This window comes from Bacillus sp. GS3m_15504 (assembly GCF_055825275.1).
Genome location: NZ_JBVVNL010000001.1, coordinates 2,975,751 through 2,991,895, shown reverse-complemented (window position 1 = coordinate 2,991,895; position 16,145 = coordinate 2,975,751). Strand labels below are relative to the sequence as shown.

Below are 16,145 nucleotides of genomic sequence, written 5' to 3'. Positions count from 1 at the left end.
AAATTGATACTAATAACATAAATAAACTTCTGATCAAGCTTTTTATATGTAATGTTTTAATGAAAAAAGCTATACTGTAAGCAAAACTAAAATTTGGAAAGGGAATGCTAGAACATGGAAAATTATTTATTGTTTATCCTTACAGCAATGCTAATTATAATAATGCCTGGTCCTGGTTTCGCACTAGTTACAAAAAATACCATCTCGTATGGCACAAATGGTGGAATAAAGACTGTCTTAGGCACGATATCTGGAATGATGATTCATACAATAATGGCTACGTTAGGACTCTCGGCCATTCTAATGAAATTTTCTATGTTATTTATATTTATTAAATATGCTGGGGCTTTGTATTTAATTTATTTAGCTGTAAAGTCAATTAAAAGTGCTTTTTCTAAAAAAGAAGATATGCAAGTTTCGTTGGAAATGAACGCTAAGGATACTGGGACGATTAAAAGTTTTAGACAAGGATTTACAACGGCAATCTTAAACCCAAAAACGGCTGTATTTTTCTTAAGCTTTCTCCCACAATTTATTGTGAATAATCAAAGCCATTTCTTCCAATTTCTTTGGTTAGGACTCACATTTACGACTTTGACTGCAATATGGTATTTGCTTTATATCTCGCTAATACGTCAATTAAGAACTTTTTTAAGGAAAGAAAGAGTGAACCGTACAATAGAGGGTATTACGGGCGCAGTATTATTAGTATTTGGGGTTAGATTATTTTTCCAAAAATAAATATGTATATGAAAAAGAGAAATAATCAATAGTGGTTATTTCTCTTATTTATTCTAATACTATTTCACACTTACATACTAATTTGAGTTTTAAAAATGAGTTCCTCAATAATCCGACCTGTTTGCTTAATAAAAAAATTCTACATTATGGGAGCTGAGTCGCCCGTAAGCGCCCAGTTTGTGAGGGATGATAATCAGTAGGGGAGGGACAAAATCCCCATTGATTAAATTTTTATTGTATATACTAAACGGAGTAGAAGTTCAGGTATATAAAATTCAGTAGTCGAAATTTCTTGCATAAAGCTGTATAATGCTTGTAACGAAAGGGAAATACAGGAAAGGATTTGTATTGAGTTACTATGGATAAAGATAAACAACAATTAAGCGTTGAAGTTGCAAGATTATATTATCAATCAGATTATAGTCAGCAAGAAATTGCTAACAAATTAAATATTTCAAGACCGACAATTTCTAGACTATTAAAGTACGCGAAAGAAAAAGGATTTGTTCAAATTAGTATAGCCGATCCATTTGCTGATTTAGATAACGTTGGGAATTTACTGAAAGAAAAATATAACTTGTTAGAGGCACATGTCGTATTTTCTCCAGTGCCAGAATATGCAACGATTACAGAGTATATAAGTAAATATGCAGCTGAGTATATGGAAAAGACGGTTAAAAACGGTGATATCGTTGGTGTAAGCTGGGGAATGACGATGTATGAAATCGCTAGAAAAATCGTACCGCAACATGTAAAAGGAGTAGAAGTTGTCCAGCTAAAAGGTGGTATTAGTCATTCGAGTGTAAATACATATGCGAATGAGACGATAGCATTATTTGCAGATGCTTTTCAAACGACGCCAAGAAATCTACCTCTTCCAGTTATATTTGATAATGCAGTGACAAAAGAATTAGTAGAGCAGGATCGACATATTCATCACATTATCGAAATGGGGAAACAAGCGAATATTGCAATTTTCACTGTAGGAACAGTGCGAGACGAAGCGCTATTATTCCGATTAGGTTATTTCGATAAGGATGAAACGAGTTTACTCAAAAAACAATCGGTCGGTGACATTTGTTCACGTTTCTTTGATGGAGACGGAAATATTAGTAGCGAAGAGATTAATCAGCGGACAATTGGAATTGAGTTAGAGGAACTGAAATTAAAGAAACGCTCTATTTTAGTTGCAGGTGGTAATAGAAAAATAAAAGCAATTGATGGTGCGTTACGTGGTGGGTATGCAAATGTATTAATTATCGATCAGCATACGGCGAAAGAATTGTTATATTATAAAAAAGGTTAGAAATAAAAGGCTTTCTCAAGATATTCATTTTGAGAAAGCCTTTTATTTTGTTATGTATGAATTGATAGGAGTGTTTTTTGAATACAAATTGCAGTTTTTAAAATAATTATGGATATTGAGATACATACTACCACTGTTAATATAAAAGTTTTAATTATATATATGAATTGTTTCTTAGTTAGAATACGTTTTGTTTAGTATAAGAAAATTACTTTTAAAAGAATGAACAAAATTTCAAAAGTGTATTTACATTTGTTCAACTAAGAGTTAGAATGAAGTTGTTAAAAGATATGAGGAGTGAAGATAATGAACATTGCAAAGTTAATTGACCATACAATTTTAAAAGCTAATACTACTAAAGAAGATGTTATGAAAGTAATCGAAGAAGCAAAGGAATATAAATTCGCTTCTGTTTGTATTAATCCTACATGGGTAAAGCTAGCTGCTGAAGAATTAGCTGGACATGATGTAGATGTTTGTACTGTAATCGGTTTCCCATTAGGAGCAAGCACGACTGAAACAAAAGCATTTGAAACAAAAGATGCGATTGCAAAAGGTGCAACTGAAGTTGATATGGTAATCAACGTAGGCGCTTTAAAAGATGGCGATAACGAACTTGTTGAAAAAGACATTTATGAAGTAGTACAAGCAGCAAAAGGAAAAGCTCTTGTAAAAGTAATCATTGAAACTTGCCTATTAACAGATGAAGAGAAAGTACGCGCTTGTGAATTATCAGTAAAAGCTGGTGCCGATTTCGTAAAAACTTCAACTGGATTCTCAACAGGCGGAGCAACTGCTGAAGATATCGCATTAATGCGTAAAACAGTTGGACCAAACGTTGGTGTAAAAGCATCTGGTGGTGTTCGTACACGTGAAGATGCAGAAAAAATGGTAGCTGCTGGAGCTTCTCGCGTTGGAGCAAGTGCTAGTGTTGCAATCGTACTAAATGATGCAAAAGGTGCTACAGATAACTACTAATCATTAATGAAGTCAAAAGCAATAGATACACAAAGTAAAGTGTATCTATTGCTTTAACAATTAAAAGAAATGTAAGCGGATACGAATGGGAGGAGACGGCTTATGAAATACTTAATCGGTGTTTTTGGCCTCGTATTGATTTTAGGTATCGCTTGGCTTGCTAGTAATGATAGAAAGAAAGTCAAATATCGCCCAATCATAACGATGGTTATATTACAATTCATTTTGGGGTTTCTATTATTAAATACAAGTGTCGGGAATATATTAATTAGCGGAATAGCAGATGGTTTTGGAGAGCTGTTAAAATATGCCGCTGACGGTGTGAATTTCGTATTTGGTGGATTAGTAAATCAAAAAGAGTTTTCATTCTTTTTAGGTGTATTAATGCCAATTGTATTTATTTCAGCTTTAATCGGTATTTTGCAGCACATTAAAGTATTACCTATTATTGTGAAATCTATCGGTCTAGCATTAAGTAAAGTAAATGGAATGGGGAAACTAGAATCATACAATGCTGTTGCTTCCGCGATTTTAGGACAATCTGAAGTGTTTATTTCAGTTAAGAAGCAACTAGGGTTATTGCCAGAGAAAAGAATGTATACATTATGTGCATCTGCAATGTCTACCGTTTCCATGTCTATCGTTGGATCATACATGGTCTTATTAAAACCGCAATATGTTGTAACCGCTTTAGTGCTTAACTTATTCGGTGGTTTTATTATTGCTTCTATCATTAATCCTTATGAAGTTACGGAAGAAGAAGATATGTTAGAAGTACAAGAAGAAGAGAAAAAGACTTTCTTTGAAGTATTAGGGGAATACATTATTGATGGATTTAAAGTTGCGATTACAGTAGCAGCTATGTTAATTGGTTTCGTTGCTCTTATCGCATTCATTAATGCCGTATTTAAAGGTGTAATCGGTATTTCATTCCAAGAAATTCTCGGTTATGCATTTGCACCATTTGCATTTATTATGGGTGTACCTTGGCATGAAGCAGTTAATGCCGGAAATATTATGGCAACAAAATTAGTATCGAATGAATTTGTCGCTATGACAGATTTAGCACAAGGAAACTTTAATTTCTCAGATAGAACGACAGCGATTATATCTGTATTCTTAGTTTCATTTGCAAACTTCTCTTCAATTGGAATTATTGCAGGGGCAGTGAAGAGTTTAAATGAAAAGCAAGGGAATGTAGTCGCAAGATTTGGTTTGAAATTACTTTTCGGTGCAACATTAGTAAGCTTCTTATCAGCAACAATCGTAGGCTTATTATTTTAATAGATTCATATCATATAAAAAGGAATGGTGATTGTAATGAGAATGGTAGATATTATTGCGAAAAAACGTGACGGTAAAGAATTAACAACTGAAGAAATCAAATTCTTTATTAATGGTTATACAGACGGAAGTATTCCTGATTATCAAGTAAGTGCACTTGCAATGGCAATCTTCTTTAAAGATATGACAGATCGCGAACGTGCAGATTTAACGATGGCAATGGTGGAGTCTGGAGAAACAATCGACTTATCTGCAATTGAAGGAATTAAAGTAGACAAACATTCAACTGGTGGTGTTGGTGATACAACAACATTAGTATTAGGACCATTAGTAGCTGCTTTAGATGTACCAGTAGCAAAAATGTCTGGTCGTGGTTTAGGACATACAGGCGGAACAATTGATAAATTAGAAGCGGTAGAAGGATTCCACGTTGAAATTACGAAAGAGCAGTTCATTGATATTGTAAACCGTGACAAAGTAGCAGTTATTGGACAAACAGGAAACTTAACACCTGCCGATAAAAAGATTTATGCATTACGCGATGTAACAGGAACAGTAAACTCAATTCCTTTAATCGCAAGTTCAATTATGAGTAAAAAAATTGCAGCTGGTGCAGATGCAATCGTACTTGATGTAAAAACAGGTGCTGGCGCATTTATGAAAACAGAAGAAGATGCAAAAGAATTAGCACATGCAATGGTACGTATCGGAAATAATGTAGGACGTCAAACTATGGCTGTTATTTCAGATATGTCACAACCGCTTGGATTTGCGATTGGTAACGCTCTAGAAGTGAAAGAAGCGATCGATACGTTAAAAGGTGAAGGTCCAGAAGATTTAACAGAATTAGTACTTGTATTAGGAAGTCAAATGGTCGTACTTGCGAAAAAAGCAAATACGTTAGAAGAAGCTCGTGAAATGCTAATTGAAGTTATGAAAAACGGAAAAGCAACTGAGAAGTTTAAAGAGTTCTTAAGCAATCAAGGCGGAGATAGCTCAATTGTAGACAATCCAGAAAAAATGCCACAGGCGAAGTATGTAATTGATGTACCTGCTAAAACTTCAGGTGTTATTTCTAACATTGTTGCAGATGAAATCGGTATCGCAGCTATGTTACTTGGTGCTGGCCGTGCGACAAAAGAAGATGAAATTGATTTAGCGGTAGGATTAATGTTACGTAAAAAAGTTGGCGATGCAGTAAAAGAAGGCGAGCCATTCGTAACAATCTATGCAAACCGTGAAAATGTAGAAGATGTAAAAGCTAAAATTTATGAGAACATTTCTATCGCTGAAACAGCAGTGGCTCCTAAATTAGTTCATACAGTTATTACTGACTAATCATAATTACACTTACTTTGAGGGGGAAATAATATGGATAAGAAAAAATATATTGAAGAAGCAAATAAGATGTTGTCGAAAGCATATATTCCGTATTCAAAATTTCCTGTTGGGGCAGCATTAGTTACGAAAGAAGGTAAAATCTATACTGGTTGTAATATAGAAAATGCTTCTTACGGTTTATGTAACTGTGCAGAAAGAACAGCAATCTTTAAAGCAGTATCAGAAGGTGAGCGCGACTTTAGTTACTTAGTTATTACAGGAGAAACGGACGGACCAATTTCACCATGTGGTGCTTGTAGACAAGTAATTGCTGAATTCTGTGATCCGAAAATGCCTGTATTACTAACGAATGTAAAAGGCGATGAAAAAGAAGTGACTGTTGAGCAGTTACTGCCAGGTGCTTTTACAAATGACGATTTAAAATAAGTTAAAAGCCATTTTGCAATTAGTAATTGTAAAATGGCTTTTTGTTTGGAACATACAATGTAATATTTACTTTAGTTGGGCTATTGGCTGTACGAGTAGCATTGAAATCATATTTAAATCAATCGATTGATTTGGCACAGTTAAGTAGAATGTTTTTCTTACTCGCATTTGCGATGTATCGCTCGTATACTAAATTAGAAAAAACAATAAAAAGAGCTGGAATTTCTATATAGGAAATCCAGCTCTTTTTATGTTTTATTGAAATTCTTTTGCGCGGAACTCATTTGCTTAATTTTAAACGTATTTGAGCATCTTGTAATGCAGCTGGTGTAACGTTAAGGCCATTTTGATCAACAATTTTTGTGTTTAATAAAATGGAATCTAAGCTTCCACGAAATGTTTGTGTATAGTTTTGACGCAACATTTGTTGTTCTTGTTTTTCATCAACTGTTAATCCAGTTGCTTTTTCTTTTTTTGATAATTCGTTAATACGGAATAAAATGTTTTTCATTTATTTCACCTCTAGTTAGATTTAATTACATTAGCTACTTACTAATGTATAGTTATTGTAACCTATCTTTTAACAAGTGTCAATGCCTATAAAATGCCTTGTTTTGTAAGTGTATGGAGTGAGAGAAGATGTAAATGACTATTAATACTTGAAATAGAAAAGATATTAATATACAATACCGTAGTAGGGTATATAAAGTTCGTTATTTTACATTATAAAAGTAATAAGCAAAAAGGAGTATGTAATAATGAATGCAGTAATTTCAAAAAAAGAAACAATCATTTCATATACGATTGCTATTTTATTTATTTTAGCTATGGTAACAGCCGGTGTGTTATTAAATGATCCGGAAGTCATTTTGCCGGAAATAGCAGCTATGGCAATTGCTTTATGGGCGTATCGTGAGCCAGGGTGGTTAAGACAACCAGAAAAAATCTTTGTTGCACCGTCAATAACAGCTTTGATTGGTTTTGCAGTGAATCAGATGGATTTAGCCTATATAGGAAAAGTTAGCGTAACACTTGTATTAATGATGCTGTTTTTACGTGTAATTCAATCTAACTTAGCGCCGTCGATTGCGACTGGTTTATTACCTTTAGTAACAAACGCGACAGAATGGTCGTTTGTGATCTCGGTATTCGCTTTAACATTTATTTTAATGATCGGTGTTCTTATATTTAAATTGAACAACGGTATTAAGCGAAAAGTGCACATACAGTATAAATATATGACTGTATTTCTAATACTCAATTTTGTATGGATCAGTTTATGTTGGATAACTGGTTATGAACAATTAGCAGTTATTCCACCAATATTAGTTGTTGTATATGAATCACTTCAAAAGCCGATGTACAATGAAAAAATGGCTTTTAAGCAAATATTAGTATTAACTACATCTGCAACTGTTGGGACGTTATTGTACTTTGCGATTGATTCATGGATTGTAGTCACTTTCTTAAATATGATATTAATGCTTATTTTATTAAAAATCGTTGGAGTACGTATACCAGCAGCGTATGCATTTCCACTATTGCCGCTCGTATTTCCAGATGAAATGATAAAGATGTTACCAGTAGGTTCATTTGTTGCGGGAGTATTTTTATTTGGTGCAGTACTACTGTATAAAAAGTGGGAGATGAAGCAAAAGTGCATGCAGAAGAGTTAAATATAATTTTAAAAAGGTAAGTTTACATGAGTTGAACTTACCTTTTTATATGTACTACCAATAAAGAGCAGCATCATAAAGCCCGATTAAAATGAGTAGGATACCGGCTATACGTTGAATGCTTTTTCCTATTTTTCGACTCTTTTTAAGTAGTGCTCCATTTAAACCAAGATAGGAGATGATAAACATGAATATAACGATAGGGAGAGCCGTCCCTACCGAAAAGAATGACGGAAACAAGTACCCGTACGTATATGATAAAGATAAAGGGATTAACGTTCCAAAAAATAGAACGAACATAGTCGGACAGAAAGCTAAGGAAAAGAAGAATCCGAGTAAAAATGAACCAACTTTATTTTGGTTTCGTATAAATTTGATCGAGAAGAAATATCTTCCTTTTATAATACCTGACAACAGTAACCCCATTAAAATTAATAAAGGTCCCATCATTTTTCGTAACCATGGGAAATACAAAGTCAATATTTGCTGAATCTCTTTTCCTAAAAACCATACTAATAATCCAAGTGTAGTAAAAGCTATTATTTTTCCTAAAATGAATAACAGTATATGTTTCCATGCATATCTCTTTTGTAAAGATTGATTTCCATAAAGTGTAATAGCACTAATGTTTCCTGTTAATTGGCAAGGAGCAAGTGTACCTACAATGCCTAATAAAAATGCAAATAAAAGAGGTACTGATTTCGTAGCATTCGCGACATCTATTAAAGGAGACATGAGTTGATAGCTCCATTCACTAATTGTTGAAAACACGTTATATTCACCTTTCTAATTAAATTGTAATGTTCCCTCTTTAGTAAGTTGCTTCCACGTTTTACCCTCATCTGTAGAGAGGAACACATTTGCTTTCATTGTAGCAAATACGATTTCAGCTGCATTTTGAGGATTTTGCGATATATATATAATTGCATCTTTAGAATCTAAAAGTGGAATTTGTATGTTTGTCTCTTCATTTGTTGCAATTGATTTCTTCGTTACGATTTGCGTATTGATAGGGGCGTAAATAACATCTTCATTACTTAATGTAACTGCGGTCGATTCAAGTGATTTAGAGAATAATTCAAACGTATTTCCATAATCCGTAGATAAATATACACCGTCTTTAGTACTTACCGCCACTACACTAGATTGATCCGGATGTACGGAAAAGGAATGAACCGTACTTGAAAGACCTTTTAACTTACTATTTTTCCAATCTTGTCCGTTGTTTGTACTGAAATAAAAACCTTGTTGTAATTTAGAATTTGGACGCTCATTGTATAAATAAATTGCTTCCGTATTATACCCGACAGCGAGGTTATGAAAATCAGATTCTCCGTAAAACGCTAGCTTTTCAAGGGTATTACCGCCATCAGAACTTTTCATTAATCCTAAAGGGTTCTTTAAATTTGCACCTGGTTCAGGATGACCGCTGGCAAAAAATCCATTTTTCGTTGCTTGAAAGCCCATATAATCGTGTAGCTGTGTAGCAGTTTCTAACCATTTTCCATTTTGATAAACTTTTATACCACTGTGAGTGGCGATAGAAACCCCCGGCACATTTCCTACATAGCCAATTCCGTGAATGTGTTCGATTTTTCCAGATGTGATGTCTTTATAGAAGTTTTGCGGAGTCGTATTTACTGTTTCTGTATTTTTTTGCTGAGATTGCATCGTTTCTTTCTTTACTGTTGTTGTTTCGACGTTGCTAGAACATCCTGAAATGATTAATAAAGAAGTAATTGCTATCGCTGTTGCCACATAATGCTTCAAATTTGTAGGCTCCTTTCCTATATATGAGATTTTAAGTATATGGAATAAATGTCAAGAAATTGTGGAGTGGTATGCAAAATGTAGATTGGAAGGGGACTAGTAATGGGGATTTTTCTTTCTCTATGAGCACTATTAATTGACGAAAAATTATAACAATAATAAAATGAATTGATTAGATAATTAGTTTTTGAATCATACATAGAAAGCTAGGGGGATTATTATGAAATCAACATTTTTTGCTCAAAATAGAGAACGACTAGTAAACACATTACCAGATGAATCTATTACTATTTTATTTGCTGGACAAGCACCTCATATGTCAGCGGATGCACATTATAAATTTGTGCCGAATCGAAATTTTTACTATGTAACAGGAATCGATGAACCAAATGTTATTTTCATGTTGAAGAAGTTTGGAAATAGTGTTGAAGAAACACTTTTCATTGAAAAGTCAGATCCAGTAATGGAAAAATGGGTCGGTAAAACAGTTTCTAACGAAGAAGCAGAGAAAATTTCAGGTATAAAAAAAGTTATATATTTAGATAGCTTTGAAAAAACAATGTCAAATATATTTTTTACAGAAAATGTGAAACATCTATATTTAGATTTAGAGTGTCGTGAGTGGAAAGGTACGGAGACAAAAACATTAGCATTTGCTAAACATGTAAGAGAACAATATCCACACGTAACAATTGGTAATGTATATCCGAACATTTGTGAATTGCGAGTATTTAAAACAGATGAAGAGATTGAAATTATTAAAGAAGCAATTGCTGTAACGAAAGACGGTATTTACAACGTACTTAAGCATGCAAAAGCAGACATGATGGAATATGAATTAGAAGCTCAGTTTGATTTCGCACTGAAGTCATCTGGCATTAAGCATCATGCGTTCAATACAATTTTGGCAAGTGGGAAAAATGCTACAGTTCTTCATTATGAAGATAATGATGCACAAATTCAAAATGGTGATTTAGTATTACTAGATTTAGGCGCTCAAAAAGACTACTATAACGCTGATATTAGTTATACATTCCCGGCAAATGGAACATTCTCTAGTCGCCAAAAACAAATTTATAATATTGTATTAAAAGCATTAAAAGAAACAACAGAGATTATTAAGCCAGGTTTGAAGTTCGCTGCATTAAATGAGCATGCTAAAAAAGTACTCGCAGAAGGGTGTAAAGCAGTTGGTTTAATTCAAGAAGATGAGGAACTGTCTAAATATTATTATCATGGAGTCAGCCATTTTCTTGGTTTAGATACGCATGATGTAGGTACATACAAAGATAGAGTTTTAGAAGAAGGTATGGTTATTACAATTGAACCTGGTCTTTATATTGAAGAAGAATCAATTGGCATTCGTATTGAAGATGATATTCTTGTAACGAAAGACGGACATGAAAACTTGTCAAAAGATATCATTAGAGAAGTTGAAGAGATTGAAGAGTTTATGAGAGAAAATAATGTGAATGTAAAACAAGATGAGGTTGTTACGAAATAATAATCAGGAAAGGCGCTCAATTTGGGGCGTCCTTTTATTTTTCCCATTTTAAATCTCCTTATTTTCTTGAAAATCATCTTCTAGAATGATTTTGAAAAAGAAAAGGAGGGATTTTCCATGAAGCGATATATATTAACAGCGGTTACAGTCTCAGTAATATTTTTAATTGCTGCATGTTCTGTGACGACAAATACAACAAATGACCATAAAAATAGGAATGATAAAAAAACTAAACAAACTGAAACGGCTACAAAACCATTGGAAATTGTTAAGGGACTAGAAGTTACTTTAATAGCGAAAGAAGAAAAGCAAAAATTAAGTAACGGTGTTATTGTTCCGGTCTGGACATTTAATGGCTCATCTCCTGGTCCGGAAATTCGGGTAAAAAAAGGTGAAAAGGTGAAAGTGACATTAAAAAATGAACTATCTGCACCAGTATCTATTCACTGGCATGGGTATCCTGTCCCAAATGACATGGATGGAATTCCAGGTGTGACGCAAGATGCAGTCGAACCAGGAAAAAGTTTCACTTACGAATTTGAAGCGAGCGTACTAGGAACGTACTGGTATCATTCACATCAAGATTCTGTAAATCAATTAGATAGAGGATTATATGGTGCTTTCGTTGTAGAAGATACAAATGAAAAGTATGATAAAGATTACACATTAATGTTAGATGAATGGATAACGGATAAAGAAGAGATGAGTAAACAGTTAAAAGAAATGACAAAAGGAAAAACAGAAAAAGCAGACGGTAATAAATCTAGTAAGGGTAATGAAAATACGAAAAAGAATGATGATAAGAACAGCATGGATCATTCTGGTATGGACATGGACAGTGATAAAAAAGACTCTGGCAATATGGCAGGAATGGACCATGGAAATATGAAGATGGAAGGTCATGATATGAGTATGTATGATTTATTCACAATCAACGGAAAAAGTGGTGATTTAGTAGCGCCATTGAAAGTGAATAAGGGAGATAAAGTTCGTCTTCGACTCGTTAATGCCGGTTATCTATCACATAATATACATGTTCACGGTCATGACATTAAAGTGATTGCAACAGATGGTCAACCAATAAACGACCCAAAAGTTATAAAGGATAAAGTAATTTCAATCGCACCGGGTGAACGTTATGATGTTGAGTTTACTGCTAATAATCCTGGAAAATGGTATGTTGAAGACCATTCAGAAAATAAAGGTGCAAAAGGAATGAAGGCTATTATTGAATATGATGGTAGCAAAGAGATGAAAGATATAGCAGATGAAAAAGAAAAATTATCGAAATTAGATATGACGAAATATGGTGCTAAAAAATTAGGTGGTTTCACGTTAAATCAGCAGTATACTGCCACATATAATATGGACTTAAATACGCAAATGAATGGAAATGAAATGGTATATACAATTAACGGGAAGGTGTTTCCGGATATTGACCCAGTTCAAGTGAAAAAGGATGATTTAGTAAAAGTGAAATTGGTAAATCGTTCTAAAATGGATGATCACCCAATGCATTTACATGGTCACTTCTTCCAGGTGTTGAGTAAAGATGGAAAACCGGTAGAAGGTTCTCCAATTGTAAAAGATACATTGAACTTAAAACCGGGAGAAGAATATGAAGTAGCCTTTGTAGCAGACAATCCGGGTGAGTGGATGTTTCATTGTCATGATTTACATCATGCTTCAGCGGGGATGGTAACGGAAGTGAAATATAAAGATTATAAATCTGACTATGTTCCAAACCCAAACATTCCTAATAAGCCAGAATAATATGAAAAACATGTAGTTTATTAATGATGTAAAGCAGTTATCTTTAATAGGTGGCTGCTTTTATATGTCATGTTGTGAATTAGGAATATTATTTTTATGAAAATTTAGATAATAAGAGGGAACTATCCTGTAGAAAGAGTTTACAAGGAGGGAAGGTTTTTTATTATTTAAGAATTAAAAACATAGTAGTTTTTGATTAGAAGTGAATAAATGTAATGTATTATATTGTAGTTCCACAAGTCGGAATACTTATATTTGACCTTTCTTTTATTTTGTACTACAATTCGTAGTGTGAAAGGAGAAGTGAGATATTTAAGCGAAAGTATGAGTTAAATGAAGAAGGATTAAATTATGATTTTTTTTAGATATTTTTTTGTTAATTAAAACTACAATGTGTAGTGTTTAGTTGAAAGAATGAGATGATTTTCAAAGTGTAATGAATTTAACTTTCCTTTATTACGAGATATAGATGATGGAAAATAAATAAAAATTCAATATGGATAATAAAAGGATACTTTTGCTGAATAGTTAGAACGAAAAGAACTGAAAGTCAATATAAAAATATAATGATAATCGAATGTTTTTATAGGAAGGTGTTTTGTATTTATGAAAAAGATTTTAGCTAGTGTAGCAGTAGCTTCTGTTACAGGAAGTGTATTTATTAGTACTGCTCAAGCGAAAAATACCGTTATACAAAAAGAAGCAAAGCATGAGAAACCTACTGATGTAGTAAAATATGAAAATCAAGTAACAGTAAATACAAATGCTCTACGTGTCCGCACACAACCAAATACGTCTAGTACAATAATGGGACGCGTGTATGAAGGAGAAGTTTTACAAGTTATTGGAGAAGAAAACAGTTGGCTGAAAATTAATCATAAAGGAAAAACTGGCTATGTAAGTAGTGAATTTGTTTCGGAAAATAGTGTATCAGCGAAGACGAATGTAAGCATGAGTCGTAGTAAAACTGTAATTGCTAATGTATTACGTGTTCGCACACAGCCAAATACGTCTAGTGCAATAATGGGGCGCGTGTATGAAGGGAAAGCTTTACAAGTTATTGGAGAAGAAAACGGTTGGTTGAAAATTAAACATAATGGAAAAGTAGGTTATGTAAGTAGTCAATTTGTAATAGACGGTACCTCAAATGGAAGTGACAAGAACAATGGAAAAGTTCAAGTAGCGAGTGGGAATTACAAAGTTAATGTATCTTCCCTCCGCGTGCGTACAGGTCCAAGTACTTCCCATACGATTTTAGGCTCTGTACATAAAGGGCAAATTGTTCAAGTAACTGGTGAAGTTCAAGATTGGGTCAAAATTAACTATAGTGGACAAACTGCTTATATTAGTAAAGATTACATTTCAAAGAATGATTTTAATGCAAATGTAGACCAAACGAATGAACAACAAAAGAATATTACGGTTCAAACTGACGGTACATATATTGTAGACGCTACTTCTTTACGTGTGCGTACAGGCCCTGCTACTTACCATAGTGTAATTGGTGGTGTATTAAACGGACGAATATTGCAAGTAACTGGCGTTGAAAATGGTTGGTTGAAAATTAAACATAATGGAAGAACTGGTTATGTAAGTAGTGAATATGTAAAATTCGTAAAAGGAAATACGCCATCAAAACCTGAAACTAGTAATCCGTCTACTGGAGCAACAGTTGGTGACTACTATGTTAACGTAAACGTGTTAAATGTAAGAAGCGGCGCTGGTACAAATCATGGTGTAATCGGTGCATTATCAAAAGGAATAAAAGTACAGGTTCTATTTGAACAAAATGGTTGGGGGAAAATTAATTACAACGGTAAAAATGCTTATGTATCAAGTAAATTTTTATCAAAAACAAGTGAGACTGATGCAGAGAAGCAGCGGCAATCCCAGGAGGTAAATAAAACAAATGACTTTATTCAACCAGCTGCAGGAAGATATACTTCTAGATTTGAAAAACGTGGTGGGAAAATGCATCAAGGATTAGATATTGCTGCTTCAGGTACAGTACCGGTTGTTGCTGCCGCAGAGGGTGTAATCACTCGCTCTTATTATTCTACAAGCTATGGTAATGTTGTGTTTATTTCTCACAATATTAACGGACAAACATATACGACTGTATATGCTCATTTAAAGAGCCGTTCTGTTTCTGCTGGTCAAAAAGTGAAGCAAGGACAACAACTTGGCATAATGGGGAATACAGGACAATCTGAAGGACAGCACTTACATTTTGAAATTCATAAAGGTGAATGGAATGCACAGAAGAGCAATGCTATGGATCCAAAAATATACATTGGTTAATTGAAAATTTATTATTTCAACATGAAATTGTATATCTTCTTAAGCAAAGAGAATTTCATAGATTTAGAAGTTTTGGACTAACGATTCAAAGTTTTTTTATCTTCGTCTGTTAAGAAATAAAAATAATGAAATCGATCCCCTCTAGTATGATGAAATAGTAGAGGGGATCGATTATAATTGCTAATGTTTATGTTGCTCCTCTGTAGAAGAGGTTGGCGGGATATGCTCTGGGAATGTTACAAATATAGTTAGAATAATTACTACCCCAATTGAAAGTAATAATAAAAAACGTCGCTGAATAACAGCAGAAAAACTTTCTGATAAAAGCTGAATGATACATGACATAGTTATCGTTATAGTAAGTAAAAGACTAATGAACAGTATACTATGAGCTTGTTGAGCGTTTAGCATTTCTGTAATCATTGCTCCCATCATACTTGCCATTAATCCAGAGAACATTCCTTCTAAAGCAGTGTACAGATGAAAACGTAGACCGATAAAAAAGCCGATAAATCCACTAATTAAAATAGCAAGCAAAGTAGAATATAGCAATTCTCCTTTAAATAGAATACCTAAATAAAAACCTATACTTAAACCGATACTCATACTAAAAGACATAATAAATACCATATACTCCATTAGGGTACCACTACGTTTCGAAATATATGATGTAATAATAATTGAGATACAGCAAAGCATTAAGGCAGTTAATGTATAAGCAAACATCATGATACCTCCCTGTCCTATCATTCACTTCATCATATGTTCATATAGAGAGTACTTATGCTTATTTATATCTGCATATTATCTGCACAATTTCATAAATGAAAGCAAGGTGGCGTTTGATTTTTTACGTCTTTTTTTACGTGTGAACATGTGAAAGAAAGTGTTATATAATGAGTTTCTATTGTGAAGCAATAAAGAATAAGCGTATAATATTATAGTTATCCCATTACTCGGGATAACCCGCGAATGATAAATAAGATTGTTGTTTTATCATCGCTTCTAAACAGATAGACAACGAAAGTAACACTGGAATACAGAT

14 protein-coding genes and 1 pseudogene are annotated in these 16,145 nt (G+C 33.5%); 11 read left to right on the top strand and 4 right to left on the bottom strand.

Features of this window, described 5'->3' with window-relative positions:
* The first annotated feature begins 114 nt into the window (after positions 1-114).
* The 7 genes and pseudogenes from AC0L0O_RS15760 to AC0L0O_RS15730 form a co-directional block, all read left to right on the top strand.
* Positions 115-741, top strand: a complete 627-nt coding sequence (locus AC0L0O_RS15760; RefSeq protein WP_000432995.1) for a LysE family translocator — start codon at positions 115-117, stop codon at positions 739-741.
* A gap of 358 nt (positions 742-1,099) precedes the next feature.
* Positions 1,100-2,047, top strand: a complete 948-nt coding sequence (locus tag AC0L0O_RS15755; RefSeq protein WP_073522875.1) for a sugar-binding transcriptional regulator — start codon at positions 1,100-1,102, stop codon at positions 2,045-2,047.
* Positions 2,048-2,353: 306 nt separating this feature from the next.
* On the top strand, positions 2,354-3,025 hold the full coding sequence (gene deoC / locus AC0L0O_RS15750; protein WP_001017446.1) for a deoxyribose-phosphate aldolase: 672 nt from the start codon (positions 2,354-2,356) through the stop codon (positions 3,023-3,025).
* Positions 3,026-3,127: 102 nt separating this feature from the next.
* Positions 3,128-4,309: a NupC/NupG family nucleoside CNT transporter gene (locus AC0L0O_RS15745; RefSeq protein ID WP_000876181.1), complete on the top strand. Its 1,182-nt coding sequence runs from the start codon at positions 3,128-3,130 to the stop codon at positions 4,307-4,309.
* 36 nt (positions 4,310-4,345) lie between these two features.
* Positions 4,346-5,647, top strand: coding sequence for a pyrimidine-nucleoside phosphorylase (locus AC0L0O_RS15740; RefSeq protein ID WP_001983022.1), 1,302 nt, complete (start codon positions 4,346-4,348; stop codon positions 5,645-5,647).
* A gap of 33 nt (positions 5,648-5,680) precedes the next feature.
* Positions 5,681-6,076 (top strand): cytidine deaminase, encoded by a 396-nt coding sequence (locus AC0L0O_RS15735; protein ID WP_000358536.1) that lies wholly within the window; start codon positions 5,681-5,683, stop codon positions 6,074-6,076.
* Between the two features lie 62 nt (positions 6,077-6,138).
* Positions 6,139-6,309: pseudogene (locus tag AC0L0O_RS15730) on the top strand (CcdC protein domain-containing protein); the annotation flags it as partial.
* Between the two features lie 47 nt (positions 6,310-6,356).
* On the opposite strand, the gene AC0L0O_RS15725 reads toward AC0L0O_RS15730, so the two are convergent.
* Positions 6,357-6,587, bottom strand: a complete 231-nt coding sequence (locus AC0L0O_RS15725) for a DUF896 domain-containing protein (protein WP_000789783.1) — start codon at positions 6,585-6,587, stop codon at positions 6,357-6,359.
* Between the two features lie 247 nt (positions 6,588-6,834).
* Between AC0L0O_RS15725 and AC0L0O_RS15720 the strand changes: the two genes are divergently transcribed.
* On the top strand, positions 6,835-7,752 hold the full coding sequence (locus tag AC0L0O_RS15720) for a hypothetical protein (RefSeq protein WP_473785863.1): 918 nt from the start codon (positions 6,835-6,837) through the stop codon (positions 7,750-7,752).
* A gap of 54 nt (positions 7,753-7,806) precedes the next feature.
* On the opposite strand, the gene AC0L0O_RS15715 is transcribed toward AC0L0O_RS15720, so the two are convergent.
* Both AC0L0O_RS15715 and AC0L0O_RS15710 read right to left on the bottom strand, forming a co-directional pair.
* Positions 7,807-8,523: an urease accessory protein UreH domain-containing protein gene (locus tag AC0L0O_RS15715; protein WP_000493097.1), complete on the bottom strand. Its 717-nt coding sequence runs from the start codon at positions 8,521-8,523 to the stop codon at positions 7,807-7,809.
* A 15-nt stretch (positions 8,524-8,538) separates the two neighbouring features.
* Positions 8,539-9,522 carry a F510_1955 family glycosylhydrolase gene (locus AC0L0O_RS15710; protein ID WP_134189052.1) on the bottom strand — a complete coding sequence of 328 codons (984 nt, stop codon included), beginning with the start codon at positions 9,520-9,522 and terminating at the stop codon, positions 8,539-8,541.
* Between the two features lie 220 nt (positions 9,523-9,742).
* Between AC0L0O_RS15710 and AC0L0O_RS15705 the strand changes: the two genes are divergently transcribed.
* The 3 genes from AC0L0O_RS15705 to AC0L0O_RS15695 all read left to right on the top strand — a co-directional run bounded on the left by AC0L0O_RS15705 (position 9,743) and on the right by AC0L0O_RS15695 (position 15,100).
* Positions 9,743-11,026, top strand: coding sequence for an aminopeptidase P family protein (locus tag AC0L0O_RS15705; RefSeq protein WP_473785862.1), 1,284 nt, complete (start codon positions 9,743-9,745; stop codon positions 11,024-11,026).
* A 117-nt stretch (positions 11,027-11,143) separates the two neighbouring features.
* Positions 11,144-12,799, top strand: a complete 1,656-nt coding sequence (locus AC0L0O_RS15700) for a multicopper oxidase family protein (RefSeq protein WP_473785861.1) — start codon at positions 11,144-11,146, stop codon at positions 12,797-12,799.
* Between the two features lie 606 nt (positions 12,800-13,405).
* Positions 13,406-15,100, top strand: a complete 1,695-nt coding sequence (locus AC0L0O_RS15695; RefSeq protein WP_473785860.1) for an SH3 domain-containing protein — start codon at positions 13,406-13,408, stop codon at positions 15,098-15,100.
* 180 nt (positions 15,101-15,280) lie between these two features.
* Here the strand turns inward: AC0L0O_RS15695 and AC0L0O_RS15690 are convergent, their stop codons facing one another.
* Positions 15,281-15,826 carry a membrane protein gene (locus AC0L0O_RS15690; protein ID WP_000458506.1) on the bottom strand — a complete coding sequence of 182 codons (546 nt, stop codon included), beginning with the start codon at positions 15,824-15,826 and terminating at the stop codon, positions 15,281-15,283.
* Positions 15,827-16,145: the final 319 nt, after the last annotated feature.

Coding starts and splice junctions, on each gene's coding strand:
- AC0L0O_RS15725 (WP_000789783.1), bottom strand. CDS start 6,587: ATGAAAAACATTTTATTCCGTATTAACGAATTATCAAAAAAAGAAAAA.
- AC0L0O_RS15735 (WP_000358536.1), top strand. CDS start 5,681: ATGGATAAGAAAAAATATATTGAAGAAGCAAATAAGATGTTGTCGAAA.
- AC0L0O_RS15745 (WP_000876181.1), top strand. CDS start 3,128: ATGAAATACTTAATCGGTGTTTTTGGCCTCGTATTGATTTTAGGTATC.
- deoC (WP_001017446.1), top strand. CDS start 2,354: ATGAACATTGCAAAGTTAATTGACCATACAATTTTAAAAGCTAATACT.
- AC0L0O_RS15720 (WP_473785863.1), top strand. CDS start 6,835: ATGAATGCAGTAATTTCAAAAAAAGAAACAATCATTTCATATACGATT.
- AC0L0O_RS15755 (WP_073522875.1), top strand. CDS start 1,100: ATGGATAAAGATAAACAACAATTAAGCGTTGAAGTTGCAAGATTATAT.
- AC0L0O_RS15705 (WP_473785862.1), top strand. CDS start 9,743: ATGAAATCAACATTTTTTGCTCAAAATAGAGAACGACTAGTAAACACA.
- AC0L0O_RS15760 (WP_000432995.1), top strand. CDS start 115: ATGGAAAATTATTTATTGTTTATCCTTACAGCAATGCTAATTATAATA.
- AC0L0O_RS15700 (WP_473785861.1), top strand. CDS start 11,144: ATGAAGCGATATATATTAACAGCGGTTACAGTCTCAGTAATATTTTTA.
- AC0L0O_RS15690 (WP_000458506.1), bottom strand. CDS start 15,826: ATGTTTGCTTATACATTAACTGCCTTAATGCTTTGCTGTATCTCAATT.
- AC0L0O_RS15740 (WP_001983022.1), top strand. CDS start 4,346: ATGAGAATGGTAGATATTATTGCGAAAAAACGTGACGGTAAAGAATTA.
- AC0L0O_RS15695 (WP_473785860.1), top strand. CDS start 13,406: ATGAAAAAGATTTTAGCTAGTGTAGCAGTAGCTTCTGTTACAGGAAGT.